Genomic DNA, 25,779 nt, shown 5'->3' with positions numbered 1-25,779 from the left:
AGTTGGCGCTCCGCGGCCCGGCCACGGCGGCCGAAAAGGCTTACTCCGGCAGCGCCACCCGGACCACGGCGTCAGCGCGCAAGTGCAGATCGGGCAGCAGTTCCAGCCCCAGACCGGGCTGGTCGTTCAGGCTGATCATGCCGTCTTGCACGCGCGGCAGCTCGGTCACCAGTTCCCGGTACCAGCCGCTGTAGAAGGCGCGCACGCTCTCCTGGATCAGCGCATTGGGCGCGTGCAGCGACAGATGGGTGGAGGCGGCCCACACCACTGGTCCGGTGCAGTCGTGCGGCGCCACCGGCAACTGCCAGGCGTCGGCCATGGCGGCGATCTTGCGCGCCTCGGTCAAGCCGCCGCACCAACTCAGGTCCAGCATGGCAACGCCGGCGACGCCCGTTTGCAGGTAGTCCTTGAAACCCCATTTGTAGCTCAGCGTCTCACTGGCGCAGACCAGGGCCTGGCAGTCCCGCGCGTACTGCTTGAGCAGATCGAGGCTGTCCATGCGGATCGCGTCCTCGTGCCAGAAGGTGTTGAACGGCTGCAGCGCGCGGGCGATTTTTTGCGCCATCGGCAAGCGCCACAGGCTGTGGAACTCGACCATGATGTCCATCTGGTCGCCCACCGCCTTGCGAATTTTGCGAAATGGCTCCAGCGCGCTATCGAGATCGGCGTTGCTGATGTACTGGCCGTCGCTCTTCTCGGCCGCCGGGTCGAACGGCCAGATCTTCATGGCCGTGATGCCCTCGCTCAACAGCGACTGGGCCACTTCATCGGCGCGTTGCAGAAAGCCTTCCAGGTCTTCGTACGGCCCGGCATGCTGGCCCAGGCCCCAGTTGGCGCTGCTCTGGTTGGCCGTGTTGCGCACATAGCGGTAGCCGGCGCAGGTGTTGTAGACGCGGATGGCGTCGCGGCTCTTGCCGCCCAGCGCGGTATGCACAGGCATGTTGGCGGCCTTGCCGAACAGGTCCCACAGCGCAATGTCGACGGCCGAGTTGCCGCGCGTCTCGACACCGGAGCCGCGCCAGCCCAGATAGCCCATCAGTTCCCGGTTGCGCGCCTCAATCGCCAGCGGGTCGCGGCCCAGCAACTTGGGCGCCGCCCATTCATGCAGGTAGGCCTCCACCGCCTGCGCCCCCATGAAGGTTTCGCCCAGTCCCACCAGCCCTTCATCGGTATGCAGGCGGACCCAGATGATGTTGGGAAATTCGCCCAGACGAATGGTTTCGAGTTGCGTGATCTTCATGGCATGCCTTCCCGAGGAAAGAAGTGTTCTACCGGCCCCAGCGCAAGACCATGGGATCGAGCCGGCGCGCGGTTTCGATCAAGCCGGCGCGCGTCGCCGGGTGCAGCGGCGCCACCGGATGGCGCGGCGCTTCGCAGGCGATCACGCCGCCTTCTTTCATCAAGGTCTTGCAGGCCAGCGGACCGCACTGGCGGTTCTCGAAATTGATCAGGGGCAGCCAGCGCGCGTACGCCGCCACCGCCTCTTCACGTTGCCCCGCCGCATAGGCATCGACAATGCCGCGGATGCCGTCCGGGTAGGCGCCACCGGTCATGGCGCCGGTGGCGCCGGCGTCCAGGTCGGCCAGCAAGGTAATGGCTTCCTCGCCGTCCCACGGGCCTTCGATCGCGGCGCCGCCCAGGCGGATCAGTTCGCGCAGCTTCGAGGCGGCACCGGGCACCTCGATCTTGAAGTAGGCCACTTGCTCGATTTCTTTCGCCATGCGCGCCAGCAAGGCCGCCGACAAGGTGGTGCCGCTGACCGGGGCGTCCTGCACCATGATCGGAATGTCGATGGCGGCGCCGACGCTCTGGAAGAACTCGAACGTCTTTTCCTCGGTGGCGCGCAAGGTGGCGCCGTGGTAGGGCGGCATCAGCATCACCATCGCGGCACCGGCGTCCTGGGCGCGGCGGCTGCGCTGCGCGCAGATGCTTGAGCTGAAATGCGTGGTAGTCACAATCACCGGCACGCGACCGGCCACGTGGCCCAGGATGGTGTCGGTCAAGACCTCCCGCTCGGCGTCCGACAGGGCGAACTGCTCGGAGAAATTGGCCAGGATGCACAAGCCGTTGGAGCCGGCGTCGATCATGAAATCGACGCAGCGCTTCTGGCTCGCCAGATCGAGTTCGCCGTCTTCGCGGAAAGGGGTGGGCACCACCGGAAAAACACCCTTGAAACGGGCCGCTCCGAGGTTGGCTGAAGGGTTCATGTCGATCCTGTCGGGATTCAAGAAGAGGGTGATCATTGAAAAAGGCCGCAAAGAACAGTCTTTGCGGCCTTGTCGCCAGCCTGGAATCAGCCGCGGGCTTTTTTCAGGGCGTCAAACACCATGTTGACGGCTTCCGCGCCAATCGTCGGCACGTTCTTGTCATACACCGGTTTGACTTTTTCAAACATGCGGCGCTGCTCGGCCGGACTCACCTCGTTGACCTGCATGCCCTTGGCTTTCAGGCTGGCCAGCGATTTGTCGGACTGCGCGCGGATGGCGGCGCGCTGCGTTTTCTGGCCTTCCATGGCGGCTTCGCGCAGCACGGCCTGCTCTTGCGCATTGAGCTGGTCCCACAGCTTTTTGCTGTAGAGAATCAGAAACGGTGTGTAGGCATGGCGCGTCACCGACAGGTACTTCTGCACCTCGTTGAACTTGGACGTCTCGATCGTGACGAAGGGATTTTCCTGGCCGTCGATGGTCCGGGTTTCCAGCGCCGTGAAGACCTCGCCGAAGTTCATCGGCACGGCATTGGTGCCCAGCGTCTTGAAGGTATCGAGGAAGATCTTGTTCTGCATGACGCGCACCTTGATGCCCTCGAAATCCTCCGCCTTGGCCACCGCGCGCTTGTTGTTGGTCAGGTTGCGAAAACCGTTTTCCCAGTAGGCCAGATTGATCAGGCCGGCTTCTTCCAGCTTCTTGTTGAAGTAGACGCCGGCCGCGCCGTCCAGCACGGCATCGGCTTCTTTTTCATTGGCAAACAGGAACGGCAGGTCGAACACGCCCAGTTCCTTGATGATGCCCACCAGCGGCGAGCTGGAGGTGCAGACCATCTCCTGGGTGCCGGCGCGCAGCGCCTGGGTCGCTTGCAAGTCGCCGCCGGCGGCGTTGTTCCAGAAGGCATTGATCTTGATCTTGCCGCCGGTTTTGGCGTTCAGCACTTCCTGCATCCGCTTCACGCCCAGCCCGACCGGGTGGTCCTCGGCCACGCCGTTGGTGAACTTGATGGTGCGCTCGGCAAACTGGGCGAAGGACGAACTGGCCAGCAGCAAGGCGCCGGCGGCAACGAGCGAGGCAATGGTTCTGCGTTTGAACATGGTTGTTTCCTTTAATTAAGTATGAAGACCGGGTTGAAAAATGGCTGTCAGTGCATCCACCAGTGCAGCGGCACGGTGACGATCTGGGGAAAGAGAACCAGCAGGAAAAGTACCGCCAGTTGCGCCAGCAGGAACGGCAGCACGCCCTTGAAGGCGTCGTCCATGGTGATTTTGGCCACACCGCAGACGACATTGAGCACGGTGCCCACCGGCGGCGTGATCAGACCGATGGCGTTGTTCATGATGAACAGGACGCCGAAGTAGACCGGATCGATGCCGGCTTTCAGCACCACCGGCATCAGCACCGGCGTCAGGATCAGCACCGTGGGCGTGAAATCGAGGGCCGTGCCGACCACCACGATCAGCACCATCATGACGAACATCAGCAGCATCTTGTTGCCCATGAAGGGCTCCAGCATGGCCGCCACCTCGGTCGGAATATTGGCCACCGTGATGAGCCAGGCGCTGACCATGGCCGCCGCCACCAGAAACATCACCACCGCCGTCGTCTTGCCGGCCGTAAGCACCAGCTGGTACAGCGCCGACCACTTGAGTTCGCGGTAGATGAACATGCCGACCACAAAACTGTAGACCGCCGCCACCACGGCCGCTTCGGTGGGTGTGAAGACGCCGAATTTCATGCCGCCGATGATGAGCACCGGCAAGGCCAGCGCCAGGGCGCCTTCGGCGGTGATTTTGAGGCGCAGCGGCAACGCCACTTTGGTCGCCGGCAGCACTTTTTCCTTCTTCGCCAGCCACCACCAGGTCAGACCGACGGCGGCGCCCATCAAGACACCCGGCACAATGCCGGCCAGAAACAGCTTGGTGATGGAGACGTTGCCGGCGACGCCGAAAATGATCATGCCGATGGAGGGCGGAATCACCGGCGCGATGATGCCGCCGGAGGCGATCAGCCCGGCCGAGCGGTTGAGGTTGTAGCCAGCGCTGCGCATCATGGGAATCAGCAGTGCCGCCAGCGCCGCGGTGTCGGCCACGGCCGAACCCGACAGCGACGCCATGATGACGGCGGCAACCACCGTGACGTAACCCAGGCCGCCCCGGTAGTGGCCGACCCAGGCCATCGCCAGATTGACGATGCGCCGACTCAAGCCGCCGGCGTTCATGAACTCGCCGGCCAGCATGAAGAACGGCACCGCCAGCAGCGGGAAGTTGTCGGCACCGTCGACAAAGCGCTGCGCCAGGATCTGGGCATCGAAGGTCACCAGGCCGCTGGTGGCCGCCAGAAAACCCATCAGCGTGACGCCGCACACCAGCAAGGCATAGGCGATCGGCATGCCCACCGCCATGGCCGCCAGCAGGCTGACGATGAAGACTGTAACCGTCATACCTTGGCTTCCTTGAGTTGTTTTTCGACTTCCGCCAGGCCTTCGGTTTCAATCACCTGGACCAGCTCGTCCTCGCGCAGCCGGCCGGTCAGCAGGCGGTACAGCACATTCAGGTTCATCAGGCCCATGACCACGCCGACGACGTAGCCGATGCCGTAAATCCAGATCATCGAGATGCCCACCACCGGCGAGACATTGCTGACCTGCAGCGCATGCATCTGCCAGGTGCCGACGAAAAACAGCACGTTGCAGGCCAGCATCAGCGTCTCGCTCAGAAACAGGCACAGCTTCTTGCCCCCGATGCCCAGATGCATGACCAGGGTGTCGACGCCCAGGTGCCCTTTCTCGCGCATCGCCAACATGGCACCGATGTAGGTCAGCCAGATGAAGAAGTAGCGCGCCATCTCGTCGGAGATGTCGATGCCGGAGTTGAAGCCGTAGCGCAGCACCACATTGCCGAACACCATGACGACCATGGCGACCATGCACGCCACCACCAAAAATTCGAGCAGCTTGAAAAACAGATTGATTATTTTTTGCAACGTCAACTCCAGAATATTCGCCGCATCAGGCCGCTTTCAGCACCGAAGCCGGGCTATTCAGCCGGGGCAGGCGGCGGCGCGAGGCCAGGATTTGCTCGATGTCCTCATGCGCGCCGTCGATCAGCACCAGGATCGCCTTCTCGGCCTTGGCCGGGTTGCGCGCGATCACGGCATCGAGCACCGCGCGGTGCAGTGCCAGGGAACTGGCCGGCCCGCCTTTTTTGCTGGCGGACAACTCGAAGCTGGTGCGCAGCAAGGCCGCCAGCGCCTTGCTCATCTGGATCAGCATGCGGTTGCGGCAGGCGCGCAGCAGACCCTGGTGAAAGCGCAGGTCGTGCGTCACGTAATCGCCGCCTTCCTTGACGGCGTGCTTCATGCCTTCCAGAGCGGCTTCGATGCCGGCAATATCCTCAGCGGTGGCACGCTGGGCCGCCAGCCGCACCGCGGCCGGCTCCACCACGCGGCGCAGATCCTGCAGGTCGCGCAGGAATTCAGGCGTCAGGCCGGCTTTGGACTGCCAGGCAATGACGTCCGGATCGAACCAGTTCCAGTGCTCTTCCGACAGCACCCGGGTGCCGACCTTGGGACCGGTGGTGACCAGACCCTTGGCGATCAGCGACTTGACGGCTTCGCGCACCACGGTGCGGCTGACCCCCAGCTCGGCGCCCAGCAGGGGCTCCGGCGGAATCGACGCACCGACCGCGTAACGCCCGGCGACGATGGCTTCTCCAAGACGATCGACGGTATTGCCGTGCACGTTCTTAATCATGTCTGTTACCTGCTTTCAATTGCTATCATATGACGATAAAATGTGCTTCCCCGTAAGGGTTTTCACCAACGCACAGCTGTTATCGTATGATGATAATACGTTCATCCATTCCTACTTTTCCCGTATGACAAACTCAAGCCGCCCCCCAAAGAAACCGGAAGAACTCCGCAGCCAACAATGGTTCGGCCGCCAGGACCGCGACGGTTTTGTCTACCGCAGCTGGGTCAAGGGCAAGGGCGTGCCGGACGACCAGTTCGACGGCCGCCCGGTGATCGGCATCTGCAATACCTTCAGCGAATTCACGCCCTGCAACTCGCACTTCCGCACGCTGGCCGAGCAGGTCAAGATCGGCGTCTACGAAGCCGGCGGTTTTCCGCTGGAGTTTCCGGTCATGTCGCTGGGCGAGACCTTGCTGCGCCCGACCGCCATGCTGTACCGCAACCTGGCCAGCATGGACGTGGAAGAAAGCATTCGCGGCAATCCGATGGACGGCGTGGTGCTGCTGATGGGCTGCGACAAGACCACGCCCTCCCTGGTGATGGGCGCGGCCAGCGTCGACCTGCCCACCATCGGCCTGAGCGGCGGCCCGATGCTCAACGGCAAATGGCGCGGCCAGGAACTGGGCTCCGGCACCGGGGTCTGGAGCATGAGCGAGCAGGTCCGCGCCGGCACCCTCAAGCTGGAGGAGTTCCTGGAGGCCGAGAGTTGCATGCACCGCAGCCACGGCCACTGCATGACCATGGGCACCGCCAGCACCATGGCTTGCATGGTGGAGGCGCTGGGCCTGGGTCTGCCCGGCAATGCCGCTTACCCGGCGGTCGATGGCCGGCGCAACGTGCTGGCGCGCATGGTCGGCCGGCGCGCCGTGGAAATGGTGCACGAGGACCAGAAACTCTCCAAGGTCCTGACGCGTGAAGCGTTTGAGAACGCCATCAAAACGCTGGCCGCGATTGGCGGCTCGACCAATGCCGTGATTCACCTGATCGCGATGGCGACCCGGCTCGGCGTCAAGCTCCAGATTGAGGATTTCGACCGCCTGGCGAGCGACTTGCCTTGCCTGGTGAATCTGCAGCCCTCCGGCGAGCACCTGATGGAAGACTTCTGCGATGCCGGCGGCCTGCCGGTGGTGATGAAGGAAATTGCGCACCTGCTGCACACCGAGATCGTCACGGCCAACGGCAAGACGGTGGGAGAGAACATTGCCGGTGCCAAGAATTACGACCCGCGCGTCATCAAGCCGTTCAATGCGCCGTTCAAGGACAAGGCCGGCATCGCCGTCTTGCGCGGCAATCTGGCGCCGCGCGGCGCCATCATCAAGCCCAGCGCCGCGACGCCGGCACTGACTACGCACAAGGGCCGCGCCGTGGTGTTCGAAAATATCGAGGACTTCCACGCGCGCATCGATGACGAGAATCTGGACATCGACGAAACCTGCGTCATGGTGCTGAAGAACTGCGGCCCCAAGGGCTACCCCGGCATGGCCGAGGTGAGCAACATGCCGCTGCCACCCAAGATCCTGCGCAAAGGCATTACCGACATGGTGCGCATCTGCGACGGCCGCATGAGCGGCACCGCTTACGGCACCGTGGTGTTGCACGTGGCGCCCGAGGCGGCCGCCGGCGGCCCGCTGGCAGTGGTGCAAAACGGCGACATCATCGAACTCGATGTGCCCAACCGCAAGATCCAGCTGCACGTGACGGACCAGGAACTGGCGCGCCGCCTGGCCAACTGGAAAGCGCCCAAGCCACCCATGACCTCGGGCTACTGGAAGCTCTACATCGAGCATGTGCTGCAGGCCGATGAAGGGGCCGACCTGGACTTTCTGGTCGGCCAGCGCGAAGCCTTCATTCCGCGCGACAATCACTGACACTAAGGATTCCGTCATGAAAATACTCGTCACCGGCGGCGCCGGTTTTGTCGGCGCGCGTCTGGCGCGCCAACTGCTCAAGCAAGGGCAACTGATGGGCCGGCCGATCGCCCAACTCGCCATCGCCGACCTGTTCCCGCCGCCGGCCGACCTCGGCGCCGACCCGCGGGTGCAGGTTTACACCGGCCCCCTGTTGCAGCAAGCCGAACTGTTTGCCAGCGGCTTCGACGCCGTCTTCCACCTGGCGTCGGCGGTCTCGGGCGAATGCGAACTCGATTTCGAGCTAGGCCTGCGCTCCAACCTGGACAGCACCCGGGCCCTGCTGGAGGGCTTGCGCAAAGCCGGCAACGTGCCGCGCCTGGTGTTTGCCAGTTCGGTGGCGGTGTTCGGGCCGGACGCCGCCAACCCGCTGCCGGATCTGGTGGGCGACAACACCTTGCCGTCGCCGCAGACCTCGTACGGCACGCACAAGCTGATGTGCGAATACCTGATTGCCGACTACACGCGCAAGGGTTTCATCGACGGCCGTTCGGCGCGCCTGATGACCGTCGCGGTACGCCCCGGCAAGCCCAACGGCGCGGCCTCGTCTTTCTTCAGCGGCATCATCCGCGAGCCGCTGGCCGGCGTGGAAACCACCTGCCCGGTCTCGCCGGAGGTCAGGCATCCGGTGTCGTCGCCAAGCAATACCGTGCAAGGCTTGCTGACCGTGTTCGAAGCCAGCCGGGAAGCCATGGGCGGACGTCTGGCGCTGAATCTGCCGGGGCTCAATGTGCGCGTCGCTGACATGCTGCAAGCGCTGGAGGACGTGGCCGGCCCCGAGGTGCGGCAACGGGTCCGCTTCGAGCCCGACGCGCGCATCGCCGGCATCGTCGCCAACTGGCCCCGCGGTTCCACGGCGCAGCGCGCGCTGGCGTTGGGACTGCGGCCGGACGCCTCCTTCAAGGCCATCATCGAACAGTACATCGAGGATTGCCGGCAACCCAGCTACCCGGCGGATGCCCTCAAAGGCCTGAAACGCTGAACGGGTGCCAAGGGGCATGCCAGATTTCACCATGTTGGCGCTCGACTGGGGCACCACTTCGCTGCGCGGTGCCCGGCTCGACGTCCAGGGCCAAGTGCTGGAAGAGCGCTCTTTTGCGCGCGGCATCCTGACGGTACAGGCGGGTGAATTCCCCGCCGTTTTCGAAACCTGTTTTGGCGACTGGATGCAGGCGCCCGATGCGCTGTGCCTGATGTCGGGCATGGTCGGCAGCCGCCAGGGCTGGCTGGAGGCGCCTTACTGCGCCTGTCCGGCCGGATTCGCGGAAATCGCCGCCCAACTGGCCTGGGTGGAACCGGGCCGCATCGCCATCGTGCCGGGGCTTTGCTGTGAAATGGACGGCATTCCGAATGTCAAGAGACTGGAGCGCATTCCGGACGTCATGCGAGGCGAGGAAACGCAGATTTTTGGCGCCCTGCAACTGCTGGGCTTGCAGGATGCGCTGCTGGTGTTGCCGGGTACCCACAGCAAATGGGTGCAGGTGCGCGCCGGCCGCATCCAATCCTTCTCGACTTTCATGACCGGCGAGTTTTTCGCCCTGCTGCGCCAGCACTCCATTTTGTCGCGCACCCTGCCCTCCGGCGATACTGAATTCGACGACGCGGCTTTCGAACAGGGCGTGACGCTGGCACTGCGCGGCCACAGCTTGCTGCAAACAGCGTTCAGCACGCGCACCCTGTCGCTGTTCGATCGGCTGCCGGCCACGGCCCTGCCCAGCTATCTGTCGGGCCTGGTGATCGGCGAGGAACTGCGCGCCCAGCCGATGGCGGTGGGCAGCAGCGTGGTGGTGATAGGCTCGGAAGCCTTGACGCAACGCTACCAGAAAGCCTTGGCGCTGCGCGGCGTGGCGGCGCAATGCCTGGGTGCCAAGGCAACCTGGACCGGTCTCTGGGCGATCGCGCAAACACTCGCCCGACCCAATTGAAAACATCATGAACTCACTGCAAAAATTTGAAGCCGCACTGCGTCAGGTGCCCCTGGTCGCCATCCTGCGCGGCCTGCCGGCGCACGACGCGCTGGCGATCGGTAGCGCGCTGAACAACAGCGGCTGGCGCCTGATCGAGGTGCCGCTCAACTCGCCCGATCCGCTGACCAGCATTGCGACCCTGGCCAGCAATTTTCCGCAAGCGCTGGTCGGCGCCGGTACCGTGCTGACGCCGGAAGACGTGCGCCAGGTTCATGGCGCCGGCGGCCAGTTGATCGTCTCCCCCAATTTCAATCCGGCGGTGGTGCGCGAGGCGGTCCGCCTGGGCTTGTTGTGCCTGCCCGGCGTGATGACGCCCAGCGAAGCCTTTGCGGCACTGGAAGCGGGCGCCAGCGGACTGAAACTGTTTCCGGCCGAGATGATCAGCCCGGCGGTGCTGCGGGCGCTGCGCGCCGTGCTGCCCAAAAGCGCGCGGCTGCTGCCGGTAGGCGGTATCACGCCGGACAACATGGGCAGCTACCTGGCCGCCGGGGCCAACGGTTTTGGCATCGGCTCGGCGCTCTACCAGCCGGGCATGCAAGCCAGTCAGGTGCAGGCCAATGCCCAACGCTTCATGGCCGCCTGCCAGCTTCCATCTCCGGCGTCCTGAGTAGACCGCAAGCGCCGCAACCGACGGCAAGAATTCAGACCGGCGCCGGCGTCAGCCACAGCAGCAACTGGCGCGTCACCTCGGGGCTGCTGAGCAAGGCCATGTGGCCGGTGCGGTAGGCAATCCACTGTGCCGACTTGGCAAAGGCCAGCGTGCGCCGCGGGTCCATGTGCTGGCCCAGTGCGCTGGGCAGCGGAACCAGGCCGTCGCCCAGCAGGCGGTCCGCCAGCAAGCTGCGTTTGGCGGCCAGGGTGGCGGCGACGGCGTAGCAGGCCACGCCCTCGGGCAAGGGCAGAACCTGCCGCTGGTCGGGTCGGCGCTGAAAGCGATCGTGGCCTTGCCAATCGAGGTCCAGCAGGTGGCCATAACGCAGGTCGGTGATGCCGGCGCTGCGCAACTGGCCCAGCTTGGCGAACGGCCGGCTGTAAGGCGTGCTGCCCAGGATGACATCGATCCAGTTGCCGGCGCGCTCCAGCGGCGCGCCATGGTGCGGCGTGCCCAGAAACACGATGTTCTTCAAATAGCCGGGCCAGCGCAAACCTTGTTCCCTGGCATAGTGGCAAGCGCCGCGCGTCAGCAAGCCACCCATGCTGTGTGCCAGCACTGTGATTTCGGTTACCGGTGTCGGCCAGTGGTCGACCAGTTGCTCCAGCTGCTGCGCCAGTTCATGCGCGTTTTGCGAGGTGTGCAAGCCCGAGTTGTAGCGCAAATAGACCGGCGTATAGCCCAGTGCAGAGGCCAGCGCCGCGCCGTGATCGACGGCGCCGTCCTGCGCCCGGCCCTGCCATTGCAGATCGTTCATGCATAGACCATGAATCAGCAGCAGCACTTTGCCGGTCGCCGCCGGCAGGGGCGGCAGCGCTTGCCAGTTCAGCGCCTGGCCCTGGTAGCGCAGTGTCATGGGGGTGGCCAGCGGGTTGCGGCCGGCCAGCAGCCGGTCCCCCAGTACGCCGTTGAGCGCAGCCAGCACGGCTTCGCGCTCCGGTGTACCGGGCGGCTCCTGCTCCACCCGCTCGAAAAAAGGTTGCAGCCCGGCAAACAGGGTGTCCAGCCCCTGGCCCACCAGTTGCGTGACGCCCTGCACGCTTTGGTAAACCAGGCCGGTCAAGCCACGGGTCTGCCCCGGCGCCTTGCCACCCGGCACGCCCAGGCTGTTCCAGACCGACTGGTGCACGCCCTCGGCCATGCGCGCCACACCCGCTGTAGCCTGAGTGGCCAACTGCGCCACAGCCCTGAGGTCGCTCGGTCGCAGATGGCGCAGCGGATTCCTGGCGGGCGGCTTACCCATACGCTCTGGCGCCGCTGCTAGCGCGGCAGCGACTCGACCTCTTTGGTCCAGCGCTCCAGCAGACGGCGGCGCTCGGCCGCCTTGCCGTATTTTTCGAAGTCGTACTTGATCAGGCGCACCGAATCGAGCTGCGGAATTTTGGGATCGGGCTTGAAGGTCTTGTTGGCCGGCACCTGCAAGCTGTTGACCTGGGCGCCTATGGCCTGCCCCTGCGGGCTCATCAACCAGTCGTAATAGCGCCTGGCGGCGTCCTTGTTGCGCTGGCCCTTGACCATTGCAATGCCGCCCACTTCGTAGCTGGTGCCCTCGCAGGGCGCGACCGTTTTGACCGGGTACTTGTTGTGCCGCCAGCCGTCGAAACCAAAGATGAAGCTGATGCCGATGGCGACCTCGCCCTTGGCCACGTTGGGCGCCTGCGCCTGGCCGCTGCGGGTGTAGTTGCTGATGTTCTTGTGCAGCTTCTTCATGTAGTCAAAGGCTGGCTCTTCCCCCATCAACTGCACCAGCCCGGCCAGGATGGTGTAGGCAGTGCCGCTGGAGGCGGGGTGGGAAATCTCGATGTCGCCCTTGTATTCGGGCCGGATCATGTCGGACCAGCATTTGGGTTCCGGCAGCTTCTTTTTCCGCAGCAGTTCGGTGTTCCAGCCGAAGCCGATGGCTGAGGTGTAAAAGCCGCCCACCATGTTCTGGGTCATGGCGTATTGGCGCACGCTCCAGCCATGCAAGTCGTTCAGGTAGCTGGGGCGGTAGGGTTCCAGCAAGCCCAGTTCGGCAGCTTGCAGGTAAGGGTCGCCGGTGCCGCCCCACCAGATGTCGGTTTTGGGATTGGCCGCCTCGGCGCGCAACTGGGCCGCCGCCTCGCCGGTGGCCTTGTGCGATTGCAGCACCTTGATGCCAGTGCCGCGGGTAAATTCCTGCGCCGCCCGCTCGCACCAGAGCTGGTCGGTGCTGCAGATGGCATTGACCGTGGCCGGCTGCGCCTGCACTTGAGCCAGCGGTAACGCCGCGACTATCAGCAGGGCGGCCCATGAGACATGTTTCAAGCTCAAGTTGTTCATACGATGGATCCAGAGTTGCGGTCGGCCGGGGTATCAGAAGTGTTCATGCGGCGCCAGATAGCGCCACTGGCCCAGCGGCAGGTTACCCAGCATCACGTTGCCGATGCGCACGCGTTTCAGGCCCACCACTTTCAGGCCCACCAGTTCGCACATGCGGCGGATCTGGCGCTTCTTTCCTTCCGTCAACACGACGCGCAACTGCTCCGGGTTTTGCCACGTTACCTTGGCCGGTTTCAGGGCCTGGCCGTCCAGGCTCAAACCATGGCGCAATTTTTCCAGGCCGGCGGCCGGAAAAATCGCCTGCACATTGCTGCTCACCGGATCGCCATCGTTGATCTGCAACAGCCGGTCCGGCTGACCATCGGGCTCGGCAAAGCCGGTGTAGCTGACCCGCACCAGGTATTCCTTTTCCATCACCGAGTCTTCGCCGATCAACTGGCGCGCCACCCGGCCGTCCTGCGTCAGCACCAAGAGGCCAATCGAATCGATGTCGAGCCGCCCGGCCGGCACCAGGCTTTGCAGTTGCCGGGGGTGAAAGAAGAAGCGCGCGTTGTCCTCGGCCCAGCGGTTTTGCGGCTGGATCAAGGTGATGGCCGGCAGGTGACCGTCCTCGGCCTGGCCGCTCACAATGCCCATCGGCTTGTTCAGCAGAATCGTCACCTGGTTGGCCTGCTGGCCTTGCGCCTGCCTGGCGATCTCGATGCGCACATCGGGCTTCACCTGCATGCCCATGGTGGCAACTTCGCCATTGACCTTGACCCAACCCTTGGCGATCCACTCGTCGGCCTCGCGGCGCGACGCCAGCCCCAGCTCGGCCATGCGCTTGTTCAGGCGCAGGGTACCGTTGGTGCCGATGGCGGCGGTGTTGCTCTGCCCGGCCGGGATGGGGGCGCGTGGCTTTGGCGGCGCGGCGCGGCGAAACGTGGGCTTGTTGCTGGCGTCTGTCATGGCGCTACCTCAATTGTTCCAACACCGCCAGAATCGGCAACAGCACGCTGGCTCCCAGCTTGCGCGAGCGCTCAGAACTCCAGCCCGCCACCGCATCGGGCAAATCGGCGTTGTCCTTGAACGGCATTTCGATGGTGAAAGCCAGGCAATCGAAATTCTGCCCGACCCAGTTGGTGGCCAACGTCATGTTGGCCTCGCCCGGATTGGCGCGGGCATAACCTTGCGTGGTTTGAAAATCGGGGCAGGTTTGCCGCCAGGCGGTCTTGAAGCTGGACTCGAGCGCCTCGCGGCGCGGCGTGTAGCCGGGGGTGCCCTCGGTGCCGACACAGAAGTTGTACGGCAGGCCCTCGTCGCCATGAGCGTCCAGGCTCAGATCGACGCCGGTCTCTTGCATCTTCTGGCGCACCCAGAAGACTTCGGGCGATTTCTCGAGGCTGGGGTTTTGCCACTCGCGGTTCAGGTTGGCACCGGCGGCGTTGGTTCGCAGGTTGCCGCGCAGGGCGCCATCCGGGTTCATATTGGGCACCACGTAAAAAACGCATTGGGCCAGCAGCACGCGCGCCACCGGGTCGTCGCCGTCCAGCAAGCGTTCCAGAAAGCCTTCGACAAACCACTCGGCCATCGCTTCGCCGGGATGTTGGCGGGCGATCAACCAGATTTTCTTCTTCTGCGCCGGCGCCGTGGCGCTGCCCTCATCGCTGATGCGCAGCAGCGTCAGGTCGCGCCCATCGACCGTCTGGCCCAGGTGCTGCACCGTCACGCAGTCGGACGCGGCCGTCGAGGCTATCAGGTCCAGATGGCGCTCGTGCGAATAGGGTTCGAAATAGGCAAAGTAAACACATTGCGTCTGGGGCGTGAGGTGGGCGCTCATTTGGGTGCCGTCAAACTCGGTGGCAATGCGAAACCAGTGCTGGCGGTCGTAACTGGCCACCACCCGGTAGCCCTGCCAGCCTTTCGGGTAAGCGCAGGCGCCGGCGTTGAGAAAGCGCAGCGTCACGGCCAGGCCCATCGCGCCCTGCAGCGAGAAGTGAAACCACTGGGCAAACTCGCTGGCGTTGTCGCGCCGGATGTTGAGCTGGATGTCGCCGGCGTCGGCCAGGCTCAGCACCTCGATGGCGCCGGAATCAAATGCGGTGGAGATATGGAGTTGGGTCATGCGATCTGCCTGTCTGGGGGTGCGGCGACTGCCGTCTGTCGGGCTCTGATCGTTCGATTGTAGAAAGGATCGCCATAGCGTCCTCATGCGGCAGGCTCAGAGTGTCAATAATGCGGCGGCAGCTCATCGCGCAGGTTGCGCGGCGCGGCTAGGCCGCCGTCGGTGCTGGACTGTTTCAGGTCGGCGATTTCGCGTATCAGCAGGTCGATTTGCTGCTGCTGGCGGATGATGACCTGGTTCAACTGGTCGAGTAAATCTTCGCTGAAGCTGGCCTTGATCTCCAGATCGGTCAGGCGCTGCTGGGTGTCGTGTGCGTGGTCCATGCCGCATTTTGCCCAACAACGGGTTGTACGGATAATCGACCCATGAGCACCACCGAAAAAAAAGCCGCCAGCAGCGCGCCCTCCGCCACCCAGCCATCTGCCGGCAACAGCTTCTCCACCCTGCCCCTGAACCCCGCCACCCTGGCCAACCTGGTGCAACTGGGCTACCTGGAAATGACGCCAATCCAGGCCGCCAGCCTGCCCGCTGCCTTGGCCGGCAAAGACCTGATTGCGCAGGCCAAAACGGGCAGCGGCAAGACCGCCGCCTTTGCGCTGGCCTTGCTGGACAAGCTGAACCCGCGCCGCTTTGCCGTGCAGGCCCTGGTCTTGTGCCCGACGCGCGAGTTGGCGGACCAGGTCAGCGTCGAGATCCGCCGTCTGGCGCGGGCCGAGGAAAACATCAAGCTGGTCACCTTGTGCGGCGGCGTCGCGCTGCGCGGCCAGCGCGCCTCGCTGGAGCATGGCGCGCACATCGTGGTCGGCACGCCGGGGCGCGTCATGGACCATCTGGCGCGCGGCTACCTGACGCTGGAAGCGCTCAACACCCTGGTGCTGGACGAGGCCGACCGCATGCTGGACATGGGCTTCTTCGACGACATCGCGACCGTTGCCAGGCAATGTCCGCCGACGCGCCAGACGCTGTTGTTTTCGGCCACCTATCCGGAGGGCATCGAGAAGCTGGCGCAGCAGTTCATGCGCCAGCCGCTGACCATCAAGGTCGAGGCGCAGCACGCCAAAAGCCTGATCGAACAGCGTTTCTACGAGGTCACGCGCGCCAACCGGCTCGAAGCGGTGGCACTGCTGCTGAATCACTTCCGCCCGGCCAGCACACTGGCGTTTTGCAACACCAAACTGCGCTGCAAGGAGTTGGTTTCTTACCTGCAAGCGCAGGGTTTCAGCGCACTGGCCCTCTATGGCGAGCTGGAGCAGCGCGAGCGCGACCAGGTGCTGGCGCAGTTTGCCAACCGCAGTTGCTCGGTGCTGGTGGCCACCGACGTCGCCTCGCGCGGCCTGGACATCACGCAACTGGAAGCCGTCATCAATGTCGACATCACACCGGACCCCGAAGTGCACATCCACCGCATCGGCCGCACCGGGCGCGCCGGCGAATCGGGCCTGGCCCTGAGCCTGGCCAGCATGAACGAGATGGGTTCGGTCGGCAAGATCGAGTTGTACCAGAGCCATGAGTCGGTCTGGCACAAGCTCGAAGAACTGACCCCCACGGGCAAGGGGCCGCTGCTGCCGCCGATGGTGACGCTGCAGATTCTGGGGGGCCGCAAGGAGAAAATCCGCCCCGGCGACGTGCTGGGCGCCTTGACCGCCGATGCCGGCTACAGCCGCGAGCAGATCGGGAGAATCAATGTGACCGAGTTCACCACCTTTGTGGCGGTGCAGCGCGATATTGCGCTGGAGGCGATGCAGAAACTCAACGCCGGCAAGGTCAAGGGCAAGAGCGTGAAGGTAAGGCTTCTCTAATACTTTGCGGGACAGACCTTCAACTCTGTCCCCAACTGTTCAAGGGCCAGCCCTTATTTCTTGACGGTGACCGTGGCCTCTTCGATCAGCAGGGGGTAGGAATAGCCGCTGCCAAAATCCCGGTTGATCACGACCAGGCCCGAAATGGTGACCTGGTCACCGACCGCCGCCGTTTGCTTGCTGGTGACAACCAGGTTGTTGGTGCCGGCTTTGGCGTCGCCGCTGCCGTCCTGCACGTGCACGAAGTTGCGCCCCATGATGCCGTTGTTGACCTTCACCACCTTGCCCTGGGCACTGATGGTCTTGCCGGCCAGGGCCGTCTTGTCCTTGTAGAGCGCCGCGACGGTCTTCAGATTGGCTTCGGCGGCAGTTGCGCTGAACGAAACAAAGCCCAGGGTGCCCAACAGCAGGGCCAGCGCGATGGATAAAAACCTCATGAAAACTCCTGTAAGTAGTTACCCGGAGTATATCGGCGGCAGGGCTATCCGTCGCTTGCTGACTGGCCCCGACTTGTCCTGTGTCAAATAGGGCCCGGTTGGCGGCGGCTCAGGAGCCCGCCGCCGCCGCGGCCGCCCGCAACCGGTCTTTCTTGCTGGGGCGTTTGCCCTTGATGCCTCCAGCGGTCGGTGCCGCCGTGCCCAGGGTTTGCAGCGGCTCGAAGCCCTCAACCTGCTCCAGTGCCAGCTTCAGATGCTGGCGTTTTTCTATCAGGCGGAAATGGGCTTCGCTGTCGGCGCTGACAAAGCTCAGGGCAATGCCGGGCTCCCCGGCGCGGCCGGTGCGGCCGATGCGGTGCGTGTAGTCCAGCGCCGAGCGCGGCAGGTCGTAGTTGACCACCACCGGCAATAGCGCGATGTCCAGGCCGCGCGCCGCCATGTCGGTGGCCACCACCACTTTCAGGCGCGAGGCCTTGAAGTCGGCCAGCACCTGGGTGCGCTTGCCCTGACTCAACTCGCCGTGGAAAGGCTCGGCATAGATGCGGGCCTTGCGCAATTTGTCGGCAACGATCTCGGCGGCGTGTTTGGTGGCGACAAACACCAGTACCCGGCTCCAATGGTTTTGTTGTATCAAATGGCGCAGCAGCTGGGTGCGCCGGCCCGCATCGACGGCAATGGCGCGCTGCTGGATGTCGGGCTGCGTCAAAGGCTCTGGCTGCACCGTGATGCGAACGGGGTCGTGCAACAACTGGTGCGCCAGCGCCTGCACCGCCGGCGCAAAAGTGGCGGAGAAAAACAGGTTCTGGCGCCGCGCCGGCAGCAGTGCCAGGATGCGCGTCAACTCCTCGGTAAAACCCAGGTCCAGCAGACGATCGGCCTCGTCCAGCACCAGGGTCGCCACGGAGGACAGGTCCAGCGCGTTATGCGCCACCAGGTCCAGCAGGCGCCCCGGCGTAGCGACCACCACATCGGTGCCACCGCGCAAACGCAGCAGTTGCGGGTTGATGGAAACACCGCCGAACACAATCGAAACCTTCGGGACATTGGCCAGATGCGCTCCCAGGCTGCGAATCTCTTCGCCTACCTGGGTTGAGAGTTCGCGCGTCGGCACCAGCACCAGCGCGCGCAGGCGCCGTGGCCGCTCCATCGCGGCAGATTCCAGTTGCTGCAACAGGGGCAGCGCAAAAGCCACGGTCTTGCCGGAGCCGGTCTGCGCCGAACCCAGCACATCGCGGCCTTGCAGAGCGGCGGGGATGGCCGCCAACTGAATCGGTGTCGGCGCCGGATAAGCTTTGTCGCCCAAGCCGCGCAACAGCGCAGGCGACAGGCCCAGTGAGGAAAATGGCATAGGCAAACGCTTTGTTAGGTAAAAGTCGGGGCCGCGAGCAGCCACCGCATAATCGCACGAATGAAGAAAACATTCCTATTAAACATCGAAGGCAAGCACCCTGACCGTGTGCTGGAAGCCGTCAAGCACGAAATCCGCAAATACGTCAAACGGGAGCGCCGCAAACCGCTGCCCGAGGGCGTCGACTACTGGGATTTTGACTGCAAGTTCGGCCACAGCGCGGAGGCCGCCAGCGTGGTTCATTTCGCCACCCTGACCGCCTTGATCGACGCCGCCGCCAAGGAAGGGGCGGCCTCGTTCTACCTGGAACTGGTGGCCAAAGGCGGCCAGCGCGCAGTCCGGGGATAATCGCGGGGTTTCGTTTTTTAATCAATGGAGTTATTGCATGTCTAAAGAGTTCCGTACCGAAGCCGAGCGCAAGGCTACCCCCCGCCCCGTGCCGCCCAAGGGCGTGTGCTTTACCGCCCCCCGCGGACAACTGCGCAGCCTGGAGCGCGGTACCGCCACCAACAACAAGAAAAACCCCGGCAAGCGCTGTAAAAAAGGCGGCTGATTCGCATCACCCCGCTGGCCTTGTCCACATGAGTCGCCATGGCGGATAGCCCCAAGGTCCAGTCGCTGGACGATGTCTTGCGCTGGCTGGACCGCCTGGAGCACGCCACCCAGGTGCAAAGCAGCAACGCCTGGCCCATGTCTGCCGTGCTGGAGCACATGGCGCAGAGCATCGACATGAGCATGGACGGCTTTCCGCAACCCAGGAGCGCGTTGTTTCAGTCGACACTGGGGGCTGCGGCGTTCACGCTATTCCGGCTGCGCGGGCGCATGAGCCACAGCCTGATTGAACCCATTCCCGGTGCGCCCGCCTTGCCGCAAGTGGCCCAGTGGCAATCAGGGGAGACGCGGCTACGCGCCGCCGTGCAACGTTTTCAGCGCCACACCGGCGCACTCAAGCCGCATTTCGCCTACGGCACGCTGAGCCACGCCGATTTTGCGCTGGCGCACACGCTGCACATAGCCAACCACCAGGACGACATCACGGTGCTGTGACGCGACCCTCTGCATCACCAGCAGCCCTGCGGACAAAGCTGAGTCAGATCTTGATGAAGTTGATCGCCGCCAGCGGGCCGAACGGAAGTTGTGCCAGCGGGCCACCCACATCGAGCGTCCCCAGGTCCACGGCAAAGTAACCCGCCGCTTCCAGCAGCTTGCGAACTTCGGCTTTTGCCGCCGCGTCGTCGCCGGAATAGAACTGGACACGCGTGCCGCCAGAAACTTCGGTCTGCGTCAGCGCGTCCACGCCCAGATGGTTGAGGGCTTTGACGACCCGCGCGCCAGGCACCATCTCGCGGAACACCGCGCTGGAATGTTTGCCACCAAGATCAATCGCCTTGATGCCCCAGTCGGCCAGCGGATTGCTCGGGTCTTTGGGCGCATTGGGGTCAAGAAACTCGACTGGATTGGTGCCGTCAATGACGATGCGTCCATTCCAGGCGGGCATGCCTGAGAGCACCTCGGGAAGCGACTCCCAGCGCACCGCCACCAGCACGATGTCCGCGCTCGCGGCTTCTGCCACCGTGCCTGCCTTGATCGACGGGCCGACTTCCGCAATCAGCGCAGCCAGAGAGGCCGGCCCACGACTGTTTGAAATGGTCGCTGCAATGCCCTTCTTGGCCAGTGCGCGTGCCACGTTGGCGCCAAGGCCGCCAGAACCAATAATTCCGATACTCATGATTAACTCCAGTTGATAAATAGGGCTTCAAATTTGCGAACCGCCAGCGCCCCGAAAAGCCGGTGCTGTCCATGCCCGTCTCGACGGCTGATGGGGTGAACTTTAGGTGCTTCCATCCTGTAGCGGTAGTTGCAGCCAGATAGAATCTGTTTCAACCAACAGTTGAAAGCGCGTGATGGAAACTTTCGCCAACCTGGAGTCTTTCGTTCGAAGCGCGGAAAGCGGCAGCTTCTCTTCGGCAGCGCGCCGGCTGGCACTGACTCCTGCGGCGGTCAGCCGCAACGTCGCGCAACTGGAGCGCAATCTGGGCGTGCGGCTGTTCCAGCGCAGCACCCGCGGCCTGACCCTGAATGAAGCAGGCGAGCGTTTTTTGCAATCCGTGCGTGGCGGACTCAACAGCGTCCAGGATGCAATTGCCGACATCAAGGTCAACGCGGGACAGCCGGCCGGAGTGCTCAAACTGAGTGCTGCACCCAGCTTTGGCATGGAATTCCTGTTGCCGCTGATGCCCGCCTTTCTGGCGCGTTATCCGGCGGTCATCCCTGACTGGACCTTTGACAACCGGCCACTGGACCTGATTGCCGAAGGTTTCGACGCGGCGATCGGCGGTGGCTTCGAACTGCAACCCGGCATGGTGGCGCGCGAACTGGGACGGATACATCTGATTGCGGTGGCAGCGCCGGCGTTCCTGCGCGGCAAACGCCGCCCCAAAGATCCGTCCGGACTGGCAGATTTGGCCGGCGTGGTCATGCGGTCGCCACTGAGCGGCCGCGCCCGCACGCGAATCATGCGCAACAGTGCGGGCACCGAGATGGAGGCAGAACAAAAGCCCGTGATTGTGTTCAATGAACCGGATGCGCTGTGCCGCGCAACCGTGCTGGGTCTGGGCGTCGGTTTGGTGGCGGTGCCGCATGCCGCACCCCACTTGGCCAGTGGCGCGCTGGAGCGGCTGCTGCCCGACTGGCATGTCGATCTGGGGCCGCTTTCGCTCTACTTCACCAGCCAGAAACTGCTGCCGGCCAAAACGCGCGCCTTTATTGATTTTGCGATCAGTGCGTTCGGTGAACAGAAGCTGGCCCACGTGCTTTCTGTCAAGTCATTGGCAAGAGGCAAAGCGGCTTGACGCGTAAACCCAAGTCTTGCTTCATTGAGGTAAGTCTGAAGAGCGTTCACGCGGAGGCGGATCGTCAGCGCCGGCGCCTGTTGTTCACCGCACTGAGCCTTCGCCACGCGGCAACGCCGCCTCAAAACGTTCCAACTCTTCCGTCAGGCTGCCGCGGCTGCGGAAATGCCGGTCGGCCTTGCCGTACCAATACTCGGCATCTTCCAGATCACCTTCCTGAATGTGCAGGATGCCATGCAACCAGGCGCCCAACTGCGAAGCATCGCTCTGCACCAGGTTGTGGGCCTCGTTCCAGCGACCCGCGCGCAGGTGGGCCAGAACTTGGTGAAGAACAGTCATCGCAAACTCCTTCTCGTGGTGTCTGACCATTTCTGTTGTGACGTTCAGACGGCCGCAATGTGACCGAGCAGACTGTCCAGACTACCCATCAACACATTGCCACTCAGCAGGCGACGGCCCCTGTCATCACTGACCGCCAGGGCTGGCACACCTTGCGCGCCAAAGCTCTGCATCATGCCCTGCGCCTTCCGGATGCGCGCCGCGTTGGCGGCCAGCAGTTCGTCATCGGCTGACGCCAGCCGATCCGCGGCAGCGGCCAGGCCCCGATCGCGCAGCAGCGTCTCCACCACCGACACGGCGCAGGTGTCCAGACCCTGCACGTAACGCGCCTCCTGCAAAACCTTAAGCGTTTCCAACTCACGCAGCGGCTCGGACAAGGACACTGCTGTCAAGGCCAGCGTCGCGGCGGACGAGTCAAAGCGGCTGCCGTGGCGACCCAGCACGTTGTCGCGGTAGGCCTCGGTGAAGCGCTGGCCGGTGAGCTTGGCTATGCGCAGGTCGTTCGACCAGGCATAGTCCGCGAAGGCCGCGTCCATGCTGCGCCCGGCGTCGGCGAACAGGCCCGTGGGGGCCAGCTCCAGTTGGATGCTGGCTTGTTGCCCCAGTTGCTGGATCACGGGTGACGCGCCATAGCACCAGCCGCACAGGGGATCGAACAGATAGGTAACGGTGCTGCGCATGGTGCCGCCTTCTTCCCTATTCAGCCTTACCACTTCATCTCGCCGGTGTTGACCTTGGCGCCAATGTCCAGCGACATCGCGCCTTCGGTCAGTTGCGGGTAGGACTGCTTCATGGCACCGATCAGCGCTGCGCTGGTGGTGTTGGCAGCCAGGTTCTTTTCAAAGGTCTGCAAATAGTCCTTGGTGAAGGTGATGGCACTGGCATCGAGCGCAGTGCCGGCCTGCATGTGGCCGGGAATCACCAGCTCGGGCTTCAGCGCTGCCATCTCATCGAGTTGCGCCACCCAGGCCGCGCGCAGCGCAGCGGTTTGCGTGTCAGCGGTCCACACGTGCATGTTGCCAAACACGCCGATGTTGCCGACCACCGCCTTGATGGATGGAATCCAGGCGTAGGGACGATGCGCCAGCGCGCCTTGCGTGCCGCGAATCTCAATCGTCTGGCCTTCCAGCGTCAGGGTGTTGCCAACGAGAGCGCGCGGCACCACCGGTTTGCGCGGTGCGTTGGCACCCATCTTGGGGCCCCAGAACGCGAGCTTGCCCGCCAGCTTGGCGCTCAGTTTTTCCAGCACGGCGGGGGTGCTCACCACATCGGCCTGCGGAAAAAATTCCTTCAAGGTTTCCACGCCAAAGTAGTAGTCCGGGTCGGCCTGGCTGACGTAGATGGTGGTGAGCTGCTTGCCGCTGTCGAGCACGTTGGCGGCAATGCGCAGCGCGTCGGCACGGGTGAAGCCGGCGTCGATCACGATGGCCTCTTTTTCGCCGTAGACCAGCGTGGAGTTGACGTTGAAGCTGGCGGCGCCGGCGTTGTAGACCTTGACGCTCAAAGGCTGGGCGGCTTGGGCGGAAAAGGCAATGGCGAGTGAGGCGGCAATGACGGTGGTGCGGATCATGGAGTAGCTCCTGTGGGTGGTTTGAAAAACACGCTCTGCAGCGCTGGGATGAACTGTAGTTTCAATATCCGCGCAGATAAACCGGATAATTCGCGCATTACTGTTTCACAAATCGAGCAAATGATGGACCGATTGACCGCCATGCAGGTGTTTGTGGAGGTGGCCCACAGAGGCAGTTTCAGCGCCACGGCCGACAAGCTGGACATGTCGCGCGCCATGGTGACACGCTACGTGGGCGAGCTGGAGCAGTGGCTGGGCGCACGCCTGTTGCAGCGCACCACCCGCAGCGTGACGCTGACCGATGCGGGCGAGAGCTGCCTGCGCCGCAGCCAGCAAATGTTGGCGCTGATGGAGAACGTGGAAGAAGAAACCAGCAACCGCGACGGCGCCATGCGCGGGCAACTGCGCATCACTTGCAGCGTGTCGTTTGCCTATGCGCAGATGGCTGCCGCCGTGGTGGACTTTCTGAAGCTGCACCCGCAGCTTAAGGTTGACCTCAACGCCAGCGAGGGTGCTCTGAATCTGGTCGAGGCACGCGTCGACCTGGCGATACGCATCAGTGCCGAGCCGGACCCCGCGCTCATTGGCCGCGTGCTGGCGCCCTGCACGTCGGTGTTGGTGGCGTCACCCACTTACTTGGGCGCACACGGCACGCCGCAAACCCCTGCAGAGTTGGCTTCACATCGATGCCTGAGCTACGCCAACTTTGGCAAAAGTGTGTGGCAGCTCAGCCGGGGTGATGAGCAGGCCCAGGTCAGCGTGGCCAGCCACTTCAGCGCCAACGAGGCCACCGCCTTGCTGCGCGCCGCGCTGGCGGGTGGCGGCATCGCGCTGCAACCCACCTACCTGGCCAATCCGCACCTGCGTGACGGCAGTCTGCAACGGGTGTTGCCGGATTGGAAGGTGCCCGACATGGCGATCTACGCGCTGTATCCCTCGCGCAAACATTTGTCGCCCGCGGTGCGGGCGCTGCTGGATTTTCTGGTGCAGCGCTTCGCCGCTGTCCCGTGGTGATTACATGCTGCGCCGGTACTGCCCGCCGACCTGGAACAGGGCGTTGGTGATCTGGCCCAGCGAGCAGACGCGCACGGCGTCCATCAGGACCTCGAACACGTTTTTGTTTTCCATGACGGCCTGCTGCAGGCGTTTCAGCATGGCCGGCGACTCGTTCGCGTGCAGCGCGTGGAAGTCGGCCAGGCACTGGAGCTGGCTCTGCTTTTCTTCGTCGGCGGAGCGGGCCAGTAACAGTCCTGCAAATTCAATAGGGCATGTTGAATTTGCAAGGATACTTCTCATACCTCCAAAGCCGCAAGCCAAGACGCTGCGTCCCGAATTTGCAGGCGACCGATGTCAGCCTCGGCCTTGCATTCGCGCAGCAGTTGCAGGGCTTGCGCCTGCGGCCATTCGGTGGCGAACCGGGTCAGGGTGCGGTGCGGTTTGGCAGCAGACAGCTTGCACTCCACCAGATGGGTCAGGGTATCACCCGCGCTCAGGCAGAAGTCCACCTCGGCGTCGTCCTTGGTACGGATGTAGTGCAGGTCAACCGCAGCGCCGCGTGTGTCTTGCTGCCACTGCACGTTCTTCAGCAGATGGCAGGCCACCAGATTTTCGAACCGGACGCCGTCATCGCCCAACACCAGAGCGGTGTCATAAAAGTAGACCTTGGGCGACTGTAGCGTGGCACGGGCAATGTTGCGATGCCAGGGGCGGACCACAAACACGATGAACAGAGCTTGAAGAATATCCAGGTATTTGGCGAGTGTCACCGGCGACAGGTTCAGGTCGCGCGCCAAAGACGCAATGGACAGCGGCGAGCCCACCCGTGAACGCAACATCTCGGCAAACAGCCGCATGGCGTTGACCTCTTGCAGGCGCGAAAACTCCAGCACGTCCTCACGCACCAGACCGGAAAAGTAGTCGCTGCGCCAGCGCTGGGCGTCGGCATCGCTGTCGGCCAGCGCCGGTTCCGGAAAGCCGCCCCTTGAGAGCAGATGCGTAAGTGCGACGTGGGGTGATGCCCGGGTTGCCTCGCACCACTCGCGAACCGAGAATGGGTGCAGGCGCAAGCTGAAAAAGCGCCCGGCCAGTGACTCGCCCGCCTGCCGGAAAGTGTCCATGCGTGCACTCCCCGTCACCAGCATCGACTGGCCCGGTGCCCGGCCGTCATAAACCCCTTTGAGCCAGCTCTTCCAGTCCCGCATCTTGTGGATTTCGTCAAACACCAGCAGCGGTGCACTCTGGCGCCAGCTTTGCGCTTGAATCACGGCCCGGTGTGCCGCCACATCAAAGTTCAGGTACTGCCCACCCGGAACTTCACCAAGCAACTGTTGGCTCAAGGTTGTCTTGCCGACTTGGCGCGGGCCGGTCAGCACCACCATTTTCTTCAGAAGATCTTGGCGAATGCGGTCATCCAAATAGCGTTTCATTGGTAGACGTTGGCTCGCAAAAAGGCCCGAAGGCCGGTTAGAGAGCCAACGCCCCCTTTCAAACCGTGCATGCGGATTTCCCGCACACGGCTTACCAGTGGTCTGTCGGCTCGCAGCATT

General features: G+C 63.7%; 28 protein-coding genes and 1 pseudogene. 10 read left to right on the top strand and 19 right to left on the bottom strand.

Annotated elements, in window-relative coordinates; all coding sequences use genetic code 11:
• Window positions 1–40: 40 nt before the first annotated feature.
• The 6 genes from PHS32_RS09890 to PHS32_RS09865 all read right to left on the bottom strand — a co-directional run bounded on the left by PHS32_RS09890 (window position 41) and on the right by PHS32_RS09865 (window position 5,958).
• Entirely contained in the window at window positions 41–1,240 is a 1,200-nt protein-coding gene (locus PHS32_RS09890) for a mandelate racemase/muconate lactonizing enzyme family protein (RefSeq protein ID WP_301078779.1), read from the bottom strand.
• 28 nt (window positions 1,241–1,268) lie between these two features.
• Window positions 1,269–2,207 (bottom strand): dihydrodipicolinate synthase family protein, encoded by a 939-nt coding sequence (locus PHS32_RS09885; protein ID WP_301078778.1) that lies wholly within the window; start codon window positions 2,205–2,207, stop codon window positions 1,269–1,271.
• An 86-nt stretch (window positions 2,208–2,293) separates the two neighbouring features.
• The gene (locus tag PHS32_RS09880; protein WP_301078777.1) at window positions 2,294–3,301 is read right to left on the bottom strand and encodes a TRAP transporter substrate-binding protein; all 1,008 of its coding nucleotides are present in this window, start codon (window positions 3,299–3,301) and stop codon (window positions 2,294–2,296) included.
• A gap of 47 nt (window positions 3,302–3,348) precedes the next feature.
• The gene (locus PHS32_RS09875) at window positions 3,349–4,647 is read right to left on the bottom strand and encodes a TRAP transporter large permease subunit (protein WP_301078776.1); all 1,299 of its coding nucleotides are present in this window, start codon (window positions 4,645–4,647) and stop codon (window positions 3,349–3,351) included.
• The gene (locus tag PHS32_RS09870) at window positions 4,644–5,189 is read right to left on the bottom strand and encodes a TRAP transporter small permease (RefSeq protein ID WP_301078775.1); all 546 of its coding nucleotides are present in this window, start codon (window positions 5,187–5,189) and stop codon (window positions 4,644–4,646) included. The genes PHS32_RS09875 and PHS32_RS09870 overlap by 4 nt, the downstream gene beginning before the upstream one ends.
• 25 nt (window positions 5,190–5,214) lie before the next feature.
• Window positions 5,215–5,958, bottom strand: a complete 744-nt coding sequence (locus tag PHS32_RS09865) for a FadR/GntR family transcriptional regulator (protein ID WP_301078774.1) — start codon at window positions 5,956–5,958, stop codon at window positions 5,215–5,217.
• A 124-nt stretch (window positions 5,959–6,082) separates the two neighbouring features.
• Between PHS32_RS09865 and PHS32_RS09860 the strand changes: the two genes are divergently transcribed.
• Genes PHS32_RS09860 through PHS32_RS09845 form a run of 4 tightly spaced genes read left to right on the top strand, consistent with a single transcriptional unit; the run spans window position 6,083 to window position 10,438 of the window.
• Window positions 6,083–7,825 carry an IlvD/Edd family dehydratase gene (locus tag PHS32_RS09860; protein WP_301078773.1) on the top strand — a complete coding sequence of 581 codons (1,743 nt, stop codon included), beginning with the start codon at window positions 6,083–6,085 and terminating at the stop codon, window positions 7,823–7,825.
• Between the two features lie 16 nt (window positions 7,826–7,841).
• Window positions 7,842–8,846, top strand: a complete 1,005-nt coding sequence (denD, locus tag PHS32_RS09855) for a D-erythronate dehydrogenase (protein WP_301078772.1) — start codon at window positions 7,842–7,844, stop codon at window positions 8,844–8,846.
• 16 nt (window positions 8,847–8,862) lie between these two features.
• Complete coding sequence (locus tag PHS32_RS09850; protein ID WP_301078771.1) at window positions 8,863–9,789, top strand: 2-dehydro-3-deoxygalactonokinase; 927 nt, start codon at window positions 8,863–8,865, stop codon at window positions 9,787–9,789.
• Window positions 9,790–9,796: 7 nt separating this feature from the next.
• Entirely contained in the window at window positions 9,797–10,438 is a 642-nt protein-coding gene (locus PHS32_RS09845) for a 2-dehydro-3-deoxy-6-phosphogalactonate aldolase (RefSeq protein WP_301078770.1), read from the top strand.
• A gap of 34 nt (window positions 10,439–10,472) precedes the next feature.
• On the opposite strand, the gene PHS32_RS09840 is transcribed toward PHS32_RS09845, so the two are convergent.
• The 5 genes from PHS32_RS09840 to PHS32_RS09820 all read right to left on the bottom strand — a co-directional run bounded on the left by PHS32_RS09840 (window position 10,473) and on the right by PHS32_RS09820 (window position 15,211).
• Window positions 10,473–11,726: an alpha/beta hydrolase gene (locus PHS32_RS09840; RefSeq protein ID WP_301078768.1), complete on the bottom strand. Its 1,254-nt coding sequence runs from the start codon at window positions 11,724–11,726 to the stop codon at window positions 10,473–10,475.
• 17 nt (window positions 11,727–11,743) lie between these two features.
• Window positions 11,744–12,784, bottom strand: a complete 1,041-nt coding sequence (locus tag PHS32_RS09835; RefSeq protein WP_301078767.1) for an ABC transporter substrate-binding protein — start codon at window positions 12,782–12,784, stop codon at window positions 11,744–11,746.
• Between the two features lie 33 nt (window positions 12,785–12,817).
• The gene (locus tag PHS32_RS09830; protein WP_301078766.1) at window positions 12,818–13,732 is read right to left on the bottom strand and encodes a pseudouridine synthase; all 915 of its coding nucleotides are present in this window, start codon (window positions 13,730–13,732) and stop codon (window positions 12,818–12,820) included.
• Window positions 13,733–13,736: 4 nt separating this feature from the next.
• Window positions 13,737–14,888, bottom strand: a complete 1,152-nt coding sequence (locus PHS32_RS09825; RefSeq protein WP_301078764.1) for a M14-type cytosolic carboxypeptidase — start codon at window positions 14,886–14,888, stop codon at window positions 13,737–13,739.
• A 104-nt stretch (window positions 14,889–14,992) separates the two neighbouring features.
• Window positions 14,993–15,211: a SlyX family protein gene (locus PHS32_RS09820; protein WP_301078763.1), complete on the bottom strand. Its 219-nt coding sequence runs from the start codon at window positions 15,209–15,211 to the stop codon at window positions 14,993–14,995.
• A 42-nt stretch (window positions 15,212–15,253) separates the two neighbouring features.
• Here PHS32_RS09820 and dbpA point away from each other — a divergent pair, with 42 nt between their 5' ends.
• Complete coding sequence (dbpA, locus tag PHS32_RS09815; RefSeq protein ID WP_301078762.1) at window positions 15,254–16,687, top strand: ATP-dependent RNA helicase DbpA; 1,434 nt, start codon at window positions 15,254–15,256, stop codon at window positions 16,685–16,687.
• 53 nt (window positions 16,688–16,740) lie between these two features.
• Here the strand turns inward: dbpA and PHS32_RS09810 are convergent, their stop codons facing one another.
• On the bottom strand, window positions 16,741–17,124 hold the full coding sequence (locus PHS32_RS09810) for a hypothetical protein (RefSeq protein ID WP_301078761.1): 384 nt from the start codon (window positions 17,122–17,124) through the stop codon (window positions 16,741–16,743).
• 109 nt (window positions 17,125–17,233) lie between these two features.
• Window positions 17,234–18,472 carry a DEAD/DEAH box helicase gene (locus PHS32_RS09805; RefSeq protein ID WP_301078760.1) on the bottom strand — a complete coding sequence of 413 codons (1,239 nt, stop codon included), beginning with the start codon at window positions 18,470–18,472 and terminating at the stop codon, window positions 17,234–17,236.
• 60 nt (window positions 18,473–18,532) lie between these two features.
• Here PHS32_RS09805 and PHS32_RS09800 point away from each other — a divergent pair, with 60 nt between their 5' ends.
• From PHS32_RS09800 to PHS32_RS09790, 3 genes are read left to right on the top strand one after another with little or no spacing between them, the layout of a single operon-like run.
• Entirely contained in the window at window positions 18,533–18,820 is a 288-nt protein-coding gene (locus PHS32_RS09800; RefSeq protein ID WP_301078759.1) for a DUF6172 family protein, read from the top strand.
• Window positions 18,821–18,857: 37 nt separating this feature from the next.
• The gene (locus tag PHS32_RS09795) at window positions 18,858–19,025 is read left to right on the top strand and encodes a hypothetical protein (protein ID WP_301078758.1); all 168 of its coding nucleotides are present in this window, start codon (window positions 18,858–18,860) and stop codon (window positions 19,023–19,025) included.
• Window positions 19,026–19,063: 38 nt separating this feature from the next.
• On the top strand, window positions 19,064–19,519 hold the full coding sequence (locus PHS32_RS09790) for a DUF1569 domain-containing protein (protein ID WP_301078757.1): 456 nt from the start codon (window positions 19,064–19,066) through the stop codon (window positions 19,517–19,519).
• A gap of 43 nt (window positions 19,520–19,562) precedes the next feature.
• Here PHS32_RS09790 and PHS32_RS09785 read toward each other — a convergent pair whose 3' ends face one another.
• Window positions 19,563–20,201, bottom strand: a complete 639-nt coding sequence (locus PHS32_RS09785) for an NAD(P)-binding domain-containing protein (RefSeq protein ID WP_301078755.1) — start codon at window positions 20,199–20,201, stop codon at window positions 19,563–19,565.
• Between the two features lie 175 nt (window positions 20,202–20,376).
• Between PHS32_RS09785 and PHS32_RS09780 the strand changes: the two genes are divergently transcribed.
• Window positions 20,377–21,324: a LysR family transcriptional regulator gene (locus PHS32_RS09780; RefSeq protein ID WP_301078754.1), complete on the top strand. Its 948-nt coding sequence runs from the start codon at window positions 20,377–20,379 to the stop codon at window positions 21,322–21,324.
• An 84-nt stretch (window positions 21,325–21,408) separates the two neighbouring features.
• On the opposite strand, the gene PHS32_RS09775 is transcribed toward PHS32_RS09780, so the two are convergent.
• From PHS32_RS09775 to PHS32_RS09765, 3 genes are read right to left on the bottom strand one after another with little or no spacing between them, the layout of a single operon-like run.
• Window positions 21,409–21,663, bottom strand: coding sequence for a hypothetical protein (locus PHS32_RS09775; RefSeq protein ID WP_301078753.1), 255 nt, complete (start codon window positions 21,661–21,663; stop codon window positions 21,409–21,411).
• A 44-nt stretch (window positions 21,664–21,707) separates the two neighbouring features.
• Complete coding sequence (locus PHS32_RS09770) at window positions 21,708–22,343, bottom strand: DsbA family protein (RefSeq protein WP_301078752.1); 636 nt, start codon at window positions 22,341–22,343, stop codon at window positions 21,708–21,710.
• A gap of 26 nt (window positions 22,344–22,369) precedes the next feature.
• Window positions 22,370–23,233: an MBL fold metallo-hydrolase gene (locus PHS32_RS09765; RefSeq protein WP_301078751.1), complete on the bottom strand. Its 864-nt coding sequence runs from the start codon at window positions 23,231–23,233 to the stop codon at window positions 22,370–22,372.
• 123 nt (window positions 23,234–23,356) lie between these two features.
• Between PHS32_RS09765 and PHS32_RS09760 the strand changes: the two genes are divergently transcribed.
• Window positions 23,357–24,247, top strand: a complete 891-nt coding sequence (locus PHS32_RS09760) for a LysR family transcriptional regulator (protein WP_301078824.1) — start codon at window positions 23,357–23,359, stop codon at window positions 24,245–24,247.
• Here PHS32_RS09760 and PHS32_RS09755 read toward each other — a convergent pair.
• Window positions 24,248–24,481, bottom strand: a pseudogene (locus PHS32_RS09755) (hypothetical protein); the annotation flags it as partial.
• 44 nt (window positions 24,482–24,525) lie between these two features.
• Window positions 24,526–25,659: an ATP-binding protein gene (locus tag PHS32_RS09750; protein ID WP_301078750.1), complete on the bottom strand. Its 1,134-nt coding sequence runs from the start codon at window positions 25,657–25,659 to the stop codon at window positions 24,526–24,528.
• Between the last annotated feature and the right edge of the window lie 120 nt (window positions 25,660–25,779).

The organism is Rhodoferax sp., from assembly GCF_028714215.1.
In the GTDB taxonomy this organism is placed as follows: Bacteria; Pseudomonadota; Gammaproteobacteria; order Burkholderiales; family Burkholderiaceae_C; genus Rhodoferax.
Note: the sequence above shows the minus strand (reverse complement) of the source record. Positions and strands in the feature narration are given on the sequence as shown.